This window comes from Pseudomonas alkylphenolica (genome assembly GCF_004025535.1).
GTDB lineage: Bacteria > Pseudomonadota > Gammaproteobacteria > Pseudomonadales > Pseudomonadaceae > Aquipseudomonas > Aquipseudomonas alkylphenolica_A.
In genome coordinates this window covers 945,226-961,843 of record NZ_QJRG01000047.1, presented here as the reverse complement: position 1 = coordinate 961,843, position 16,618 = coordinate 945,226, and the positions used below count along the sequence as shown (strand labels likewise).

General features: G+C 62.2%; 12 protein-coding genes, 2 pseudogenes and 1 riboswitch. Of the genes and pseudogenes, 7 read left to right on the top strand and 7 right to left on the bottom strand.

Annotation, left to right across the window (positions count from 1 at the left end; genetic code table 11):
* The first annotated feature begins 221 nt into the window (after positions 1–221).
* Complete coding sequence (locus DM813_RS19845; protein ID WP_128325064.1) at positions 222–719, top strand: DUF1772 domain-containing protein; 498 nt, start codon at positions 222–224, stop codon at positions 717–719.
* On the opposite strand, the gene thpR is transcribed toward DM813_RS19845, so the two are convergent.
* Positions 706–1,260, bottom strand: coding sequence for an RNA 2',3'-cyclic phosphodiesterase (gene thpR / locus DM813_RS19840; RefSeq protein ID WP_128325063.1), 555 nt, complete (start codon positions 1,258–1,260; stop codon positions 706–708). The two genes, DM813_RS19845 and thpR, sit on opposite strands and share 14 nt — an antisense overlap.
* Positions 1,261–1,475: 215 nt before the next feature.
* Between thpR and lpxO the strand changes: the two genes are divergently transcribed.
* The 5 genes from lpxO to DM813_RS19815 all read left to right on the top strand — a co-directional run bounded on the left by lpxO (position 1,476) and on the right by DM813_RS19815 (position 7,937).
* Positions 1,476–2,375, top strand: a complete 900-nt coding sequence (gene lpxO / locus DM813_RS19835; protein WP_128325062.1) for a lipid A hydroxylase LpxO — start codon at positions 1,476–1,478, stop codon at positions 2,373–2,375.
* 143 nt (positions 2,376–2,518) lie between these two features.
* Positions 2,519–2,863: a carboxymuconolactone decarboxylase family protein gene (locus DM813_RS19830; RefSeq protein WP_128325061.1), complete on the top strand. Its 345-nt coding sequence runs from the start codon at positions 2,519–2,521 to the stop codon at positions 2,861–2,863.
* Positions 2,864–2,955: 92 nt separating this feature from the next.
* Positions 2,956–3,513 carry a GNAT family N-acetyltransferase gene (locus DM813_RS19825; RefSeq protein WP_128325060.1) on the top strand — a complete coding sequence of 186 codons (558 nt, stop codon included), beginning with the start codon at positions 2,956–2,958 and terminating at the stop codon, positions 3,511–3,513.
* Between the two features lie 56 nt (positions 3,514–3,569).
* Positions 3,570–3,776: riboswitch (cobalamin riboswitch) on the top strand.
* Between the two features lie 106 nt (positions 3,777–3,882).
* Complete coding sequence (locus tag DM813_RS19820) at positions 3,883–6,018, top strand: TonB-dependent receptor (protein ID WP_128325059.1); 2,136 nt, start codon at positions 3,883–3,885, stop codon at positions 6,016–6,018.
* A 242-nt stretch (positions 6,019–6,260) separates the two neighbouring features.
* Complete coding sequence (locus tag DM813_RS19815; RefSeq protein WP_128325058.1) at positions 6,261–7,937, top strand: MFS transporter; 1,677 nt, start codon at positions 6,261–6,263, stop codon at positions 7,935–7,937.
* 78 nt (positions 7,938–8,015) lie between these two features.
* Here the strand turns inward: DM813_RS19815 and DM813_RS19810 are convergent, their stop codons facing one another.
* The 4 genes from DM813_RS19810 to DM813_RS19795 form a co-directional block, all read right to left on the bottom strand.
* Positions 8,016–9,251, bottom strand: a complete 1,236-nt coding sequence (locus DM813_RS19810) for a saccharopine dehydrogenase family protein (protein WP_128325057.1) — start codon at positions 9,249–9,251, stop codon at positions 8,016–8,018.
* 27 nt (positions 9,252–9,278) lie between these two features.
* The gene (gene nspC / locus DM813_RS19805) at positions 9,279–10,376 is read right to left on the bottom strand and encodes a carboxynorspermidine decarboxylase (protein ID WP_128325271.1); all 1,098 of its coding nucleotides are present in this window, start codon (positions 10,374–10,376) and stop codon (positions 9,279–9,281) included.
* A 134-nt stretch (positions 10,377–10,510) separates the two neighbouring features.
* Positions 10,511–11,065 (bottom strand): hypothetical protein, encoded by a 555-nt coding sequence (locus tag DM813_RS19800; protein ID WP_128325056.1) that lies wholly within the window; start codon positions 11,063–11,065, stop codon positions 10,511–10,513.
* A 97-nt stretch (positions 11,066–11,162) separates the two neighbouring features.
* Positions 11,163–12,755: a GMC family oxidoreductase gene (locus DM813_RS19795; protein ID WP_128325055.1), complete on the bottom strand. Its 1,593-nt coding sequence runs from the start codon at positions 12,753–12,755 to the stop codon at positions 11,163–11,165.
* A 97-nt stretch (positions 12,756–12,852) separates the two neighbouring features.
* Between DM813_RS19795 and DM813_RS19790 the strand changes: the two genes are divergently transcribed.
* Positions 12,853–13,869, top strand: coding sequence for an AraC family transcriptional regulator (locus DM813_RS19790; RefSeq protein ID WP_128325054.1), 1,017 nt, complete (start codon positions 12,853–12,855; stop codon positions 13,867–13,869).
* On the opposite strand, the pseudogene DM813_RS29050 reads toward DM813_RS19790, so the two are convergent.
* Together DM813_RS29050 and DM813_RS19785 are read right to left on the bottom strand one after the other, a co-directional pair.
* Positions 13,870–14,055 (bottom strand): annotated as a pseudogene (locus tag DM813_RS29050) (response regulator transcription factor); the annotation flags it as partial. It lies immediately after the preceding gene.
* A gap of 102 nt (positions 14,056–14,157) precedes the next feature.
* Positions 14,158–16,401, bottom strand: a pseudogene (locus tag DM813_RS19785) (AAA family ATPase); the annotation flags it as partial.
* Between the last annotated feature and the right edge of the window lie 217 nt (positions 16,402–16,618).

Sequence of the window (16,618 nt, the reverse complement as noted above, 5' to 3'; positions counted from 1 at the left end):
GCGCATCTCCTTCAGTTTCCATGCATCAAAGACTACGGATCGCGACGAAAGATCCGGGGTGCGAGCCTAAACTACAGGACGAAATCCGTGGACAGTTCAAAGGTAACTTCCGGTTTCCGTGTAGCGCCTCGAATATGTCCAGAACAGGCTGACACCTGAATCTGAGGATAGCTGATGGCTGACAGCCACGCCTGCCACTCCCCCTGCCGAAGGACTGGACCATGAGCATTGCCGATGCCCTGCTGTTATTTCTGATTGTTGCCACTACCCTGGGCTGCGGCCTGATGGGCGGGCTGTTTTTTGCCTTTTCCAACTTTGTCATGAAAGCGCTTGAACGCATCCCCGAGCAAAGCGCCGTGACGGCCATGCAGTCCATCAATCAGGTGGTGCTCAACCGGGTGTTCTTCGCCTTGTTCTTTGGCACCGCCCTGACCAGCATTGCCTTGCTGATCTGGGCCTATCAGCGTTTTCCGCTGCCGGGCAGCGTGTGCATGGCCATCGGCAGCGGCCTGTACCTGGTCGGCAACATCCTGGTGACGGTGGTGATCCACGTGCCCAAAAATCAGGGGCTGGCCCGTCTCGACCCGGCCAGCACCGAGGCCGTCAGCGCCTGGCACCGCTATGTACCCAGCTGGAGCCGCTGGAACCACGTACGCACCATCACTGCCCTTGCCGCGGCGGTGTGGCTGATGCTGGCGCTGGGCTTCATTCGCCTGTAGCGGTCATCAACGGCCACTGCGCCAGCGGCCAGTAACGACCCTTGCGCGACTCGAACAAGGTGAAATGCCGCGCTCGCAGGTAAAAGTCGGCAGCAACGTGCGCTTCGGGCACCGCGCCGTGATAGTTGCGCGCCAGGGTCAAGTGCGCACGGTACTCCCTCGGCGCTTCGGCAAAGCCCATGGGCAGCATGGCCTGTTGCAGGTCATACACCAGTTGGCGCAAGGCCGCCGGAGTTTGCGTGGGGGTCAGCACCAGCGCCCTGGCCGCACGCCAGGCTTCCAGCCGGTCCAGTTGCACGCTCAAGGATTTGCCGGGTACCGGCACCGCCGAGGCCGCCGCACAAATCGCCGGCAACTGCGCGCTGGGCACCGCCCCGAGAAACAACAGCGTGAGGTGAAAGTTGGCCGATGGCACCGCGCGGCCCAGCGGCGACCCGAGTTCGTTACGCCAACGGGCAATCGCACGGCGTTGCGGGGCTTCGCACGCCAGGGCAAAAAACAGTCGGTTGAAGGGTTCGCCCTGCAGCAAGGCTTCAGTCATTGCGGTGGATCTCCTGCTCAACGCCTGCTGTTCATTATCCATAACGCCACCTGTAACGCACCTGCAAGCCGGGTCGCAAGCGGGCTGGCAAACCTTTGCGTCTGTGACTAATGTCTGGCGTCAATGCCGTAACATTTTGTACAAACAACGCTGCCGATTGTTTATGCTGGCGGGCTCATGCCATGGCGCATCGCCACTCTGAACCGAACCCGCCCATGAAAATATTCCTCGTTTTATTGTTTGTGTTCTCGATTGCCTACGTCCACTTGCGTGGCCGGGTCAGGCACAAGATCACACGCCAACTGGGGGACCATTCGAGCTTCCTGGCCCCGGTCAATGTGTTCCTCTACCTGTTCTCCAAGCTGCCGGCCAAACCTTACCTGCCGGTCGACAACTTTCCCGAGCTCAAGCCGTTGCAGGACAACTGGCAGGCCATTCGCGCCGAAGCCCAGCAACTGCTGCAGGTAGGTGAAATCAAAAGCTCGCAAAACTATGACGACGTCGGCTTCAACTCGTTCTTCAAGAGCGGCTGGAAGCGCTTCTACCTGAAGTGGTACGGCGAGAGCCACCCTTCGGCAATGAAGCTCTGCCCGCGCACCACGGAGCTGTTGCAGAGCATCGGCACGGTCAAGGCCGCGATGTTCGCCACCCTGCCGCCGGGCTCCAAACTGGTTCGCCACCGTGATCCCTATGCAGGGTCCTACCGTTACCACCTGGGCCTGGATACGCCCAACAGTGACGACTGCTACATCTGCGTAGACGGTGAGAATTACGCCTGGCGCGACGGTGAAGGGGTGATCTTCGATGAAACCTACATTCACTACGCCGCCAACCAGACCGATCACAACCGCATCATTCTGTTCTGTGACGTCGAACGCCCGCTCAAGTACCGCTGGGCCACTGCCTTCAACCGCTGGTTCAGCCGCAACGTGATGGCCGCCGCTGCGGCGCCGAACGATGCCGGCGATAAAACCGGCGGTATCAACCGCCTGTTCACCCGCATCTACAAGGTTCGTGCACGCGGCAAAGCCCTGAAAAAACGTAACCGCACCCGCTACTACCTGGAAAAATGGGCCGTAGTGGCCGCACTGGTGCTGGCGTTTATCTATATCTGAAGGGCCAGGCCGTTGATTGTGGCGGGTCACCCGCCACAGCCGCCTCTCGACGTGCCCCTTGCCCCGATCATCGACCAACGGCGCCCCGTCCGTTGAAAAACTGGCTTCACTGTTCATGTTGCCAACAGCATGAGGTGAAGACGATGAGCATGATGGACTGGGACGCCTACCGGAAGCAGTTGATGGCCGGTATCGGCGACCTCAAGCAACTCTCCCCCGACACGGTCAACGGCTACATGACCGCCAGCGGCGCCGGGGCCAAGACCAACCACCTGGACGCCAAGACCCGCGAGCTGATCTCTCTGGCAGTGGCAGTGACCACCCGCTGCGACGGCTGCATCGCCGTGCACTCGGCCCAGGCGGTCAAACACGGTGCCAGCCGTGAGGAAATTGCCGAAGCCCTGGGTGTCGCCGTGGCCATGAATGCCGGGGCGGCACTGGTTTACTCGGCGCGTGCGATGGATGCCGTCGGCAAAGCCGGCAGCTAGTTGATTACCCCGGCACCCAGCCGGCATGCACAAACAGTTGCATGCCGGCAGCAAGGCTTTCAGACTCGCGGTTCACGTTGCAAGGAACCGCCATGATTCACATCCGCCCCATGACCCCCGCTGACTTCGAGCATTTCTGGCCGACCTTCCAGGCCATTGTCGCTGCCCGCGAAACCTATGCCTTCGACCCGGCCATGAGCCAGGAGCAGGCCCGTCAGCTGTGGCTGGAGTTACCGCTGCACACCCTGGTGGCAGAAGAAGACGGGCAACTGCTCGGCTCCTACTACCTCAAAGCCAATGCCGCTGGCCCCGGCAGCCATGTGAGCAATTGCGCCTACATGGTCTGCGAAGGCGCACGCGGTCGCGGGGTGGCGCGCTTGATGTGCGAACACTCGCAGCGCCTGGCCCGCGAGCAGGGTTTTCTGGCCATGCAGTTCAATTCGGTGGTGGCCAGCAACGAGGTCGCCGTCGCCTTGTGGCACGCGCTGGGCTTTGAAACCGTCGGCCGCCTGCCCCACGCCTACCGGCATGCACGCCTGGGCCTGGTTGATTGCCTGGTGATGTACAAGTGGCTGGAACAACCCCGACAACCGCTGCTGATCGGCCGCAAAAACATCGAGGCGATCGTCTCGCGCAAACGCGGGCGCTGAGCCGCACTGCCCCACACATTCGCGCAAGTCATTGACGGCAAAGGCATTCAATGGTCAGATGCGCGCCAGTTTCAGGTGTCCTGCGCCGCCGTGCGCAGGGTGAAACGGGAAGCCGGTGCGTCACATCGTGTGACTAGTCCGGCGCTGCCCCCGCAACGGTAAGCGAGCGAAGCCTTCGAAACACCACTGTGCTACGGCATGGGAAGGTGAAGGCCTTCATGACCCTCGCAAGCCCGGAGACCGGCCTGAAGCTTCGTTTGGCAACCCCGCGGTGGGCGGGCGCAGGCCGGTTTGCGGGCGCCTGCGCGCGCAATTCCTTCATGCGTTGTTCCCTCCGGGATTCATTCATTCCTGTCATTTTGGAACGACATGTCCCGTTACTCCAAGCTTCACACCCTGGCGGCCAATGCCCTGGCGCCCTGCCTGGCATTCTCCCTGCCGACCTTCGCTGCCGAACCCGGCATCCTGGCCCTGCCCTCGACGGCCATCACCAGCAACAGAGATAACGACCCGATCAGCCTGGCAACGCCGTTGCCCGCGGGTTCGCGCCTGAACCTCAGCGCCATGGACACCCCGGCCAGCACCAGCAGCCTCAGCGCCGAAGTCATCGAGCAGCGCAACAACCGCACGGTGCAAGACGCCGTAAGCCGCTCGCCGGGCATCACCTCGATCGCCACGCCCGGTGATGGCAACACCGGCTTATCGGCCCGCGGCTTTACCGGCCACGGTTCGGTGATGACCCTGTTCGACGGTTCGCGCCTGTACACTGGTGCAGGTACCCAGACCTTCCCCGTCGACCCGTGGATGGTCGAGCGCATCGATGTGATCCGTGGCCCGGCCTCGGTTCTCTACGGCGAGGGTGCTACCGGTGCGGTGATCAACGTTATCCCGAAAAAGCCGTTCGCCGGCGAGATCCGCAATCACCTGCGCCTGGGCTACGGCAGTTATGACCGCCAACAACTGGGCCTGGACAGCGGCGGCTCGCTGAGCGAGCGCCTGAGCTACCGGCTTACCCTCAATCAACAGACCGGCAATGGCTGGGTTGATCGCGGCGACTCCAGGAGCCTGGCCATGAGCGCAGCCCTGCGCTTCGACGCCACCGACGACTTGAGCTTCACCCTGGCCCACGAGCGCGGCGATGCCGAGCCGATGAACTACTTCGGCACACCGCTGATCGACGGCCATCAGCGCGACAGCCTGAGCACGAAAAACTACAACGTGCGCAACGACGTACAGCGCTACCACGATGAGTGGACGCGCCTGAACACCGACTGGAACCTCAGTGACGCGATCAGTGCCAGCAACCAGCTCTACTACATCAAGAGCCGCCGGCACTGGCGCAACGCCGAGGACTACACCTGGAACAGCGGCCTGGGCGCGCTTGAGCGTGGCAGCTTCCTGGAGATCAAGCACGACCAGGAACAGATTGGTGACCGTCAAAGCGTTACCTTCGATCACTCGCTCTTTGGCCTGAGCAGCAAGACCGTGGTCGGCGCCGAGTACAACCGCATCCGCTTCGGCGTCGACAGCAACTCGCCTTACACCGACGTCGGCGGCGATTACATCGACCCCTGGCACCCGGCACCGGGCTACTTCCACAGCCAGGACCCGACCCGGCCACAGACCCACAGCACCACGCGCACCTTTGCCCTGTTTGCCGAAAACCGCACGCAGTTGTCCGAGCGCTGGTCGCTGGTTACCGGTGTACGCCGTGACCAGAACCACATCGACCGCGACAACCTGGTCGACGGCAACCGAACGGACCGCAGCCTCAACGGTGGCAACTGGCGGGCCGGGCTGGTGTTTGCCGTAACCGATGAGCTGTCGCTGTATGGCCAGTACTCCACCAGCGAAGACGGGGTGAACAGCCTGCTCACCTTGAGCCCGAGCCAGCAAAAATTTGACCTGACCGAAGCCAAGCAGACCGAACTGGGCCTCAAGCAACTGTTCTGGGACGGTCGTGGCGAGTGGACCCTGGCCGCTTACCACATCGTCAAAAACAAGCTGCTGGTCGACAACCCGGACACCCATGAGAAGGAGCAAGCCGGGCAACAGACTTCCGACGGCCTGGAGGCCACCCTGGAACTGGCCCTCGCCAACCAGTGGCAGGTGTCGGCCAACGCCTCGGTGGTGCGCGCCAAGTACGACGACTTTGACCAGACCGTGGGCGGCGAGACGGTATCGCGTGCGGGCAACCGCCCCACCAACGTGCCGCGGCGCACCGCGAACCTATGGGTTAACAAGGGACTGGGGCATGACGTGGAGGCCGGCATGGGGCTGCGTTATGTCGACCAACGTTATGCCGACACCGCCAACACCCGGAGCGTGCCCGGCTTTACTGTGGTCGATGCCAACCTGGGCTGGCAAGTGCTGCCCGATGTGCGCCTGGGCCTGCAGTTGAACAACCTGCTGGACCGTCGCTACGCGGCGACCGCGCACAGCGGCGAGCAGTGGTTGATGGGTGAGCCACGCTCATATTTTGCGACGCTGGACTACAGCTTCTAAACGTAGCTCGATCGCAGGCTCGGCTGAGCCTGAGATAGCCATCGCGGATAAATCCGCTCCTACCCAGAACACCGTATACCTGTAGGGCTGCACAGCAGCCCCAAGGGCCCCAAAGTGGATATCCGCAAAAACATGATTATGCTTGAAGAAGCCTTGCTGCAGTGCCTGACCGTCACCCCCAGGGCCAGGGTGCGGTAAGGCGTGGGTACTCCGGCCTATAAAAACAAAAGCGGAGAACACTCATGGCGGCAATCGACAGCACCTCCTCTGGCAGTGCGCCCAAGCACAGCATTACCAAGGAGGAGCGCAAAGTCATCTTCGCCTCCTCCCTGGGCACCGTGTTCGAATGGTACGACTTCTACCTCTACGGCTCGCTCGCAGCGATCATCGCCAAGCATTTCTTTGCCGGCGTCAACGAAACCACCGCATTCATCTTCGCCCTCCTCGCCTTTGCCGCCGGCTTTGCCGTACGCCCCTTCGGCGCGATTGTGTTCGGCCGCCTCGGCGACATGATCGGGCGCAAGCACACCTTCCTGATCACCATTGTGATCATGGGCGTGTCCACCGCGATCGTCGGCCTGCTGCCCAGCTACGCCAGCATCGGAGTAGCGGCGCCGATCATCCTGATCACCCTGCGCCTGTTGCAGGGGCTGGCACTGGGCGGTGAATACGGCGGCGCGGCGACCTATGTCGCCGAGCACGCTCCCAAAGGCCGTCGCGGCTACTTCACCTCGTGGATTCAAACCACTGCCACCCTGGGGCTGTTCCTTTCCCTGCTGGTCATTCTGGCCTGCCGCACTGCGCTGGGCACCGAAGCCTTTGAGGCCTGGGGCTGGCGGATTCCGTTCCTGCTCTCGATCCTGTTGCTGATCGTCTCGGTGTACATTCGCCTGCAACTGAGCGAGTCGCCGGTGTTCCAGAAGATGAAAGCCGAAGGCAAGGCTTCCAAAGCGCCGCTGACCGAGTCGTTCGCGCGCTGGGATAACCTCAAGATAGTGATCATGGCCCTGCTCGGCGGCACCGCCGGCCAGGCCGTGGTCTGGTACACCGGGCAGTTCTACGCGCTGTTCTTCCTGCTGCAGATGCTCAAGATCGACCCGCAAACGGCCAACCTGCTGATTGCCGGCTCTCTGCTGATCGGCACACCGTTCTTCATCCTGTTCGGCAGCCTCTCCGACCGCATCGGACGCAAGGGCATCATCATGGCCGGCTGCATCATCGCGGCGCTGACCTACTTCCCGATCTTCAAGGCCCTGACCCAGTACGGTAACCCCGATGTGTTCCTGGCACAGGAGATGAACCCGGTCACCGTGGTCGCCGATCCCGATCAGTGTTCGTTCCAGTTCGACCCGGTGGGCAAAGCCAAATTCACCAGCTCCTGCGACCTGGCGAAAAGCGTGCTGGCCAAGCGCGCCATTCCGTACGAGAACGTGAAGGCCGAGCCCGGAACCGTGGCGCAGATCCACATCGGTGACAAAGTGATCCAGAGCTTCGAAGGCTCTACGATGCCGGCTGCCGACTTCAAGACGAAGAACGATGCCTTCGCCCTCACCCTCACCAGCGCATTGAAAGAAGCCGGTTATCCGGAGAAAGCCGACCCGGCGAAGACCAATTACCCGATGGTATTGCTACTGCTAACCATCCTGGTGATCTACGTGACCATGGTCTACGGGCCGATTGCCGCGTGGCTGGTGGAGTTGTTTCCGGCGCGCATCCGCTATACCTCGATGTCACTGCCGTATCACATAGGCAATGGCTGGTTTGGCGGTTTCCTGCCAACGGTGGCGTTCGCCATGGTGGCGGCAACGGGGGATATCTATTACGGGCTGTGGTACCCGATCGTTATTGCGGTGATGACCGCCGTCCTCGGCATTTTCTTCATGCCGGAAACCAAGGACCGGGATATCAGTCACACCTAGTGCCGAGGCCAGGACGGCGTCAACACAACTGACAGGGTGCGCCTGCGCGGCGCACCCTGTTTTTTTTACCTCAAGCCATCAATTCCAGGGACGGTCGCCGTTCTCGTCTTTGATGCGGGTCGGCAGGCCCATCACGTCCAGCGCCTTGAGGAACGGCTCAGCCGGCAGCTCCTCGACGTTGGCCATGCGCTGCACGTCCCACTCGCCACGGGCTACCAGCAAGGCGGCCGCGACTGGCGGAACACCGGCCGTGTAGGAGATACCCTGGCTGTCGGTTTCGGCGTAGGCCTCTTCGTGGTCGGCCACGTTGTAGATGAAGATCTCACGTGGCTGGCCATCCTTGCTGCCCTTGACCAGATCACCGATGCAGGTCTTGCCGGTGTAGCCCGGTGCCAGCGAGGACGGATCAGGCAGCACGGCCTTGACCACCTTGAGCGGCACCACTTCCAGGCCTTCAGCGGTCTTGACCGGCTGCTCGGAGAGCAGGCCGAGGTTTTTCAGCACCGTGAAGACATTGATGTAGTGCTCACCAAAGCTCATCCAGAAACGCACGTTGGGCACGTCGAGGTTCTTCGACAGCGAGTGCACTTCGTCGTGGCCGGTCAGGTACAGGTTCTGCGAACCGACCACAGGCAGGTCGTCCGTACGTTTGACCTCGAACATGGTGTTGCTGGTCCACTGGCTGTTCTGCCAGCTCCACACCTGTCCGGTGAATTCACGGAAGTTGATTTCCGGGTCAAAGTTGGTGGCAAAGTATTTGCCATGGGAGCCGGCATTGACGTCGAGAATGTCGATCGAATCAATGCGGTCGAAATACTGTTGTTGCGCCAGGGCTGCATAGGCATTGACCACACCCGGGTCAAAGCCGACGCCCAGAATGGCGGTGATGTTCTTCTGCTGGCACTCTTCGAGGTGTTTCCACTCGTAGTTGCCGTACCACGGCGGGGTCTCGCAGATTTTGCCCGGTTCTTCGTGAATCGCGGTGTCCAGATAGGCCACACCGGTATCGATGCAGGCACGCAGCACCGACATGTTGAGGAACGCGGAGCCGACGTTGATGACGATTTGCGATTCGGTTTCACGAATCAGCGCCTTGGTCGCTTCGACGTCCAGGGCGTTCAGCGCAAATGCCTTGATTTCAGCGGGCTGCTTGAGGCTGCCCTTGGCAATGACGCTGTCGATGATGGCCTGGCATTTGGAGATGTTGCGCGACGCGATGGCAATACGACCGAGTTCGTCGTTGTGCTGCGCGCACTTGTGGGCCACCACCTTGGCGACACCTCCTGCACCAATGATAAGAACGTTCTTCTTCAATTTATCTATCTCTCCTTTACTGCCAGCTCAAGACAGGCTGGACAAGTAGTCTTCGAAACCAAATTCGCGAACCACCTCAACACTACCGTCGAGTTGTTTCACTACGATGGACGGCATTTTCAGGCCGTTGAACCAGTTTTTCTTGACCATGGTGTAACCTGCTGCGTCAACAAACGACAGCCGATCGCCGATGGCCAGCGGCCGATCAAATTGGTATTCGCCGAAGATGTCGCCGGCCAGGCACGACTTGCCGCAGACCATGTAGGTGTGCTCGCCGCTGCTTGGCGCCAGCTTGGCGTTGAGGCGGTAGATCAGCAGGTCGAGCATGTGCGCTTCGATCGAACTGTCGACCACGGCCAGGTGCTTGCCGTTGTACAGGGTGTCGAGCACGGTGACTTCCAGCGAGGCGCTCTGGGTGATGGCGGCTTCGCCCGGTTCCAGGTAAACCTGCACGCCGTACTGCTCGGAGAAGGCCTTCAGGCGCGCGCAGAACGCGTCCAGCGCGTAGTCTTCACCGGTAAAGTGGATGCCGCCACCCAGGCTTACCCACTCGACTTTGTGCAGCAAATGGCCAAAGCGCTCTTCGATCACGCCCAGCATCTTGTCGAACAGGTCGAAGTCGCCGTTCTCGCAGTTGTTGTGGAACATGAAGCCGGAGATCTGATCGATGACGCCTTCGACCTTCACCGGGTCCCACTCGCCCAGGCGGCTGAACGGACGCGCCGGGTCGGCCAGCAGGTAATCGGAGCTGCTCACCTGCGGGTTGACGCGCAGGCCACGCACGGTGCCTTCGGTCTGCTCGGCAAAGCGCTGCAGCTGGCCGATGGAGTTGAAGATGATCTTGTCGCAGTTCTCGACCATCTCGCCGATCTCGTCGTCGGCCCAGGCCACGCTGTAGGCGTGGGTTTCACCGGCAAACTTCTGGCGGCCCAGCTTGAGCTCGTACAGCGACGACGAGGTGGTGCCGTCCATGTACTGCTGCATCAGGTCGAACACCGACCAGGTGGCAAAGCACTTGAGGGCCAGCAGGGCCTTGGCGCCGGAGTTTTCGCGCACGTAGGCGATCTTCTCCATGTTGCGCAGCAGCTTGGTTTTGTCGATGAGGTAGTACGGCGTTTTGATCATTTCGAGGCCCCCGGCCAGGCCGGCCAAAAAAAGGACACGCATTGTGCCTTCACTCGATACATATCGAAAGGGAGAAAAGCGCTTTTCCTTCAGTCAGTGGTCAGATTGCCCGTGCATCCCCCGTGTTCAGGGGCTCAGACCGGCAATTTGCGCCCCCACACCAGCACTTCCCCGGCGGTGGCGAGCACCAGACTCAGCCCGCTGTAGGAAAAGCCGAAAGCGCGCACTTCAAGTTCCACCCCCAGCTTGTGAAACACGGCGGGCCGGCCATAGCGCTCGCCGTGCAGCCAGGAACCCGGCTGTACCAGCAGCAGGTGCTGCTCCGGCCAGGCCAGGATAATGTCTTCGACCATCCAGCCATCGGCGGTGGCCAGGGGCAAGCCGCCGCCGCTGATACCGGCCATGCGGATCACCCGTCCGCTCAGCGGGCCAATGCCATGGGCGTCCAGGTAGCGGTCACTGCCAAGGTTGTCGGTACGGTCGCGGGCGACTTTTTCGCCGCGCTGGCAATCGAGCACGCTGCGCCCGGAGCTTGAGGCAATCAACAGCAGTTCGCTGTCACGGTCAAAACCGACTTCCAGCAGCCCGGCGACGGTGACGCGGGCCGTCTGCGTCCAGGGTGCGGGCGGCGCCGTCACCGGCTGGTGCTGGATGGTTTGACGCAAAGGATCGAGGTGTCTGCTGCTCATGTGGCCTTCCGTTCGGGCGCATCAGCCGGTGCACCGGCACCGGCCCTTCACGGAATACCATGGTTTCACAGGCTTTGACGATACCCTGCGGCGTGCGTCACCCCCTTGAGCCGGCCCCCAGCCACTGCGCGGCCCGCTCCGCAATCATGATTGCAGCAGCATTGGTATTGCCACCGACCAGGGTCGGCATGATCGAGGCATCAACCACCCGCAAGCCCTCGATGCCCTGTACGCGCAGCTGGCAGTCGACGACAGCCAGCTCGTCGTTGCCCATTTTGCAGGTGCCCACCGGGTGGTAAATGGTGTCGGTGCGCTTGCGCAGCACTTCGATCAGTTGCTCGTCGCCATACAGCCCCTGGCTGTACATGTCTTTGAGCCCGAACGGGGCCATGGGCGCCTGCTCGAGAATGGTGCGGGCCATGCGGTAGCCTTTGAGCAAGGTATGCACATCGTCGTCATGGCTGAGCAGTTTCGGGTCGATGCGCGGCGCCGCCGCCGGATCGGCCGAATACAGGCCCACCGTGCCGATGCTTTTCGGTCGCAACACGCACACGTGGCAACTGAAACCATGGCCCCAGTGCAGGCTGCGGTTGTGGTTGTCGACCATGCTGATCACCGAGTGCAGCTGAATGTCCGGGCGCGCCAGGCTCGCATCGGTTTTCAGGAACGCCCCGGCTTCAGCGAAGTTGCTGGCAAAGGGGCCGGTCTTGTTGCGCGCATAGTCGAGCAAGGCCTTGCCCATTTTCACCCCGCCACCGACAGAAAAGCCTGGCAGCGAGTTGTCGCTGCTGCGGTAGCACAGCACCACGTCCGGGTGGTCCTGCAGGTTCTGGCCGACGCCCGGCAGCTCATGCTGCACGGCAATGCCGTGCGGCTTGAGCTCGGCCTCGGCGCCGATCCCCGACAGCATCAGCAACTGCGGGCTGCCAAAAGCACCGGCGCTGACCAGCACCTCTTTGCGCGCCTTGAGTTCGACTGGCTTGCCTTTGACGCGCACCTTCACCCCGACCGCCTGCTTGCCTTGCAACAGGATGCGCTCGGCATGGGCATGGGTAATGACCGTAAGGTTGCTGCGCTGCTCACGTACCGGTTTGAGGAACGCGGTGGCGGTGCTCCAGCGCCGGCCGTCCCGGATCGTCACCTCGTAGGGCCCTACGCCTTCCTGGTCGGCGCCGTTGAAGTCCGGGTTGTAACGATGCCCGGCCATTTGCGCGGCCTTTATGAAGGCCTGGCTGGCCGGATGCGACTGCGCCTTGCCGACATACAGCTCGCCGCTGCCTCCATGGTGCGCGCAGCCACCACGGTGGTGGCTTTCGCTTTTGCGAAAATACGGCAACACATCGGCATACGACCAGCCGGGATTGCCCAGCGCCTGCCAATCGTCAAAATCGCTGCGATGGCCGCGGATATAGATCATGCCGTTGATCGAGCTGCTGCCGCCCAGCACCTTGCCACGCGGCTGATAGCCCACGCGCCCGCCCAGCCCCGGCTGCGGCACGGTGTTGAACGCCCAGTTGACATGCCGGGTCGGCAAGATGGCGGCAACACCGATGGGGGCGTGGATCAGTGGCGAGCGGTCCTGCGGGCCCGCCTCCAGCAGGCAGACGCGCACTGCCGGGTCGGCACTCAAGCGGTTGGCCAGCACACAGCCTGCCGAGCCTGCGCCGACGATGATGTAGTCGAATTCCATTGTTATTGTTCTCACGCAGCGGAATGGACTGGCATTGTTGGCTGGCGTAGCGCAAATTAATTGATCTTTGCCGACTTATTTTTGATTTTTGACGACTATGAGCGCACTCATCCGCATCAGCTCCCTGACCGGTTTTCGTGAGGTTGCCCAGCAAGTGGGCGGCGATCCCGATGCCTTGCTCAAACGCTTCCGGATCGACCCGGGGTTAATTCTCGAAGAGGATGCGCGCATGCCGTTGCGCGCGTTGGTAGGGCTGCTCGAGTACGCTGCGCAAACGCTGGACTGCCCCGATTTTGGCCTGCGTATGGCCGCCTATCAGGACCTGCAGGTACTCGGCCCGATAGCCCTGATCGCGCGCAGCTCGGCAACGGTCGGCCTGGCGCTGGCCGATATCGTGCGCTTTATCGGCTATCACAGCCCGGGCATTCACCTGGACCTGGACACCCGTCAGGAAGATGCGCCGAAGCTGGTGATCGATATCCGCCTGCCGGGCCTGGTGCAAAAGCGGCAAATGGTCGAACTGGCGATGGGCGTGGGCTACAACACCATGAAGCTGCTGTGTGGCGCGCACTTCAATGCCCAGGCGATTTTGCTCAGCGGCGCCTCATCGCTGCCGGTGTCGCGCTACCGGCGTTTGTTCAAGGCCACCCCCTACCTCGGCCAGGCCTGCAACGCACTGGTACTCAGTGCCGAACAACTGCAGCAACCGATCGAACAGCAAGACCCGCTGATGCACAAGACCCTGGCCCACTACCTGAGCCACTTCGGCGCCAAGGAGCCCGCTGACCTCAAGCAACAGGTCGAGCGCCTGATCCTGCGTTTGCTGCCCACCCAGCGTTGTCGCCTGGCATTGGTCGCCGAGCAACTGGGGTTGCATGAGCGTGTATTGCAGCGGCGTCTGGCCGAGCTAGGCAGCGGATTTGAAACGCTGCTGGAGGCCTTGCGCCGGGACCGCGCCGAGCTCTACCTGGCCGAACGCAACATGCCGATGTCGCAAGTGGCCGGCTTGCTCGGTTTCAGCGAGCAAAGCGTGTTCAACCGTGCGTGCCGACGCTGGTACGGCACCACTCCGAAAGCGCGGCGCCAGCTACTGCTGGCGGCAGCGGCCGACTGATCAGTTGAGGCCCAGCTCCTTGGCCCTGGCCACGGCCTGGGTGCGCCGCTCCACGCCCAGCTTGAAGTTGATCCGCTGGGCATGGGTTTTGACGGTGTGCAGGGAGATAAACAGGCTTTCGGCGATTTGCTGGTTGGAGAAGCCCTGAGCGATCAGTTTGAGCACGTCCATTTCGCGGCGGCTCAACAGCGCTGCCGGCTCGCCCTCGTTGCTGTTGGCTTCCCCCGCCCAGCGGGCCAGCGCCGGATTGCGCAAGGCAAATGCCCGTTCGGCACTCACCAGGCCCATCTGCCGGGCCTGGGCGAGCGTCTCCAGCAGCATCTGCTTGGCCTGCGCCGGCTTGTTGTCGGCGTGCAGCGCCTCGGCCAGGCTGAACCCTGCTTCGCACGCCAGGGCCCGGCGCCCCTCGCTGCGCGCCCGTTCGTGCAACTGCGTGAGTTTGTCCAGGGGCGCCTCGACCGCACCGCCGGCCAGGCTTGCCTGCAGTTGCAGAAGGTACAGGCGCAGGTGCAGGTCGGGGGCGCCATACGGCGCGTATTCCAGCGCCGCCGCAGGCAGCGCATTCAACGCCTTCTCCACCTGCGCCGTGCGTCCCTGGCGCAGCCACAGCCGCGCCTTGGCCCGCAGCACCTGGCCTTGATAGATCGATTCGCTGATCAGGTTGTACTGCATCGCCCGCTCGGCATCTGAAATACGTGTAAAGGCACTGGTCAGATCGCCCTGCACACCGTCCAGCTCAGCCAGGCCCAACAATCCCCAAAACGCCGCCAGATCACCACAGAACTGGCATTCCTGCATCCCTGCCTGAAACACGGTCTCCGCTTCCTGATAGCGCCCCAACTGCACCAGGATGGACGCCTGACGTAGCTGCACCCGGCCACGCATCGGGCTGGCTTCGGCACCCCAGGCTGCAGACAATTCGGTGTACAGACGCTTGAGCAACGTCTCGGCACGCAGCAGTTCACCGCGCAGCTCCAGCAGCTTGACATGCCCCAGGGCCATGACACTTTCCATCGCCAGGCTGGCGTGCTGTCGGGCCTGCTTGGTGGCGTCACGATTGAGTTCCAGTGCTTCGTCCAGACGCCCGTCGATCAAAGCCATTTCAACCAGCAAGGCGGTGCTGAACAGGCGTTGGCTCCAGGAACGTTCGGGCAACTCCTCGACAGCCTCTGTCAACCAGTGCAGCGCTTGCTCGCCTTGCCCACGATGAAACGCAATATTGCCGCGCAGCGCCTTCCATTGTGCGATCAGTTCAAACTGTCGCAGGGCATCGGGCTGCGGCAGAAAGCGGGCCAGCTGTTCGGTGTAAACCTGAGCTTCATCGAGCCTGCCACTGAGCAACAACGCCCAGGCATTGAGTATCAACAAACGCGGGGTGCTGACGAGCAACTCGCCCGGCAGCTCACGACGCCACTGCATCAATTGCGCCAGGCTTCGCCCTTGCAACAGGGCATCACCGGTGAAGCGCTGCATCAGGCTGGCGGCCATCTCCGGCTGATCGGCGCGCACCGCATACTCCAGTGCCAAGCGCACATTGCCCTGACTCACGTACCACTGGCAGGCCTTGCGAAACACTGCCTTGGCGAGGTTTTCCGGCAACTCGCCGGCCAACGCACCCCTGACCGCCACGCACACCTGGTACACCTGCCCGTCACTGCCGACCGGCTCGATAAACAGCCCGCAGGTGCTCAACTGCTCAAGCAAACCTGCGCCTTCGCCGACCCCGAGCAGGTGCTCGCACAAACCGGCATCGAAATACGGCAGCTGCGCAAGGGTGAACAGCGCCTGACGCCATTGCTCCGGTAACTCGTCAAGCAGCTCCCGGCGCAGGTATTGGAACATCAACCCCTCCGCCGAATTGAAAGGCTGCGGTTCGGTCGTGGACTTCAACGCCAGCAGGTACAGGCGAATGCCGGCGCACCAACCCTGAGAGTCGGTGCGCAGGTCGCTGATCGCCGGCCATGGCCAATGCCGGTCTATGCGTTGCAACAGCTCGCCCAGTTCCTGCTCGTTGAAGCCAAGTTCGGCACTGCCCAGTTCGAACAGATCGGCGTCGAGCAACAGACGGGTAAGCTGCAAGGCGGGTCGCCGCCGGCACGCCAGCCACCAGTTGACCTGCGCCGAAGTGCTGAGGATCAGGTCATTGAGCAACGCATCCAGCGCTGCGTCGGGCAGGCGCGGGTAGTCGTCGATCATCAGCCACAGTTCGGACTGCGTGGCATCCAGGTGCTCTCGGATCTGCGCGGCGGCGTGCCCCGCTACGCCCAGGGCATTGGCCAGTTGCTGCAGAAAAGTATCACCGCTTATAGCTTTGCCACGCAGGTTGAGGTAGACGACGCGGGTCGCGGCCGGGCAATGCTGGACACACTCGCTCAACAGCGCACTTTTACCGCTACCGACCGGGGCACAGAGCAAGCGCAACCGACAATGGGCGTTGAGCAATGCCTCGCTCAGGCGTGGGCGCGGCACATGGCCGGGCGCGAGTCGTGCCAGGCCGGCGGGTAAGGTGTGGCGAGTGTTCAGTTGGGACATTGGCACATCAGCTTGTTGTTCTTTGTAGCAGCATGTTGCAACTCGATGGGCTTCAAGGCAAACAACACTGCAGAAAGGGGCAGTGCGCAGCACCTTCGGCGAAGCCGAAGACGCGAGATGCAGACTTGGCGAAGCAAGTCGGAGGCCGCGTGGCCCCGGAAGGTGCCGGAGGGAGGGGACCCGGAGCGTAGCGTAGGGCCGTATGCAGGAGCGAGCG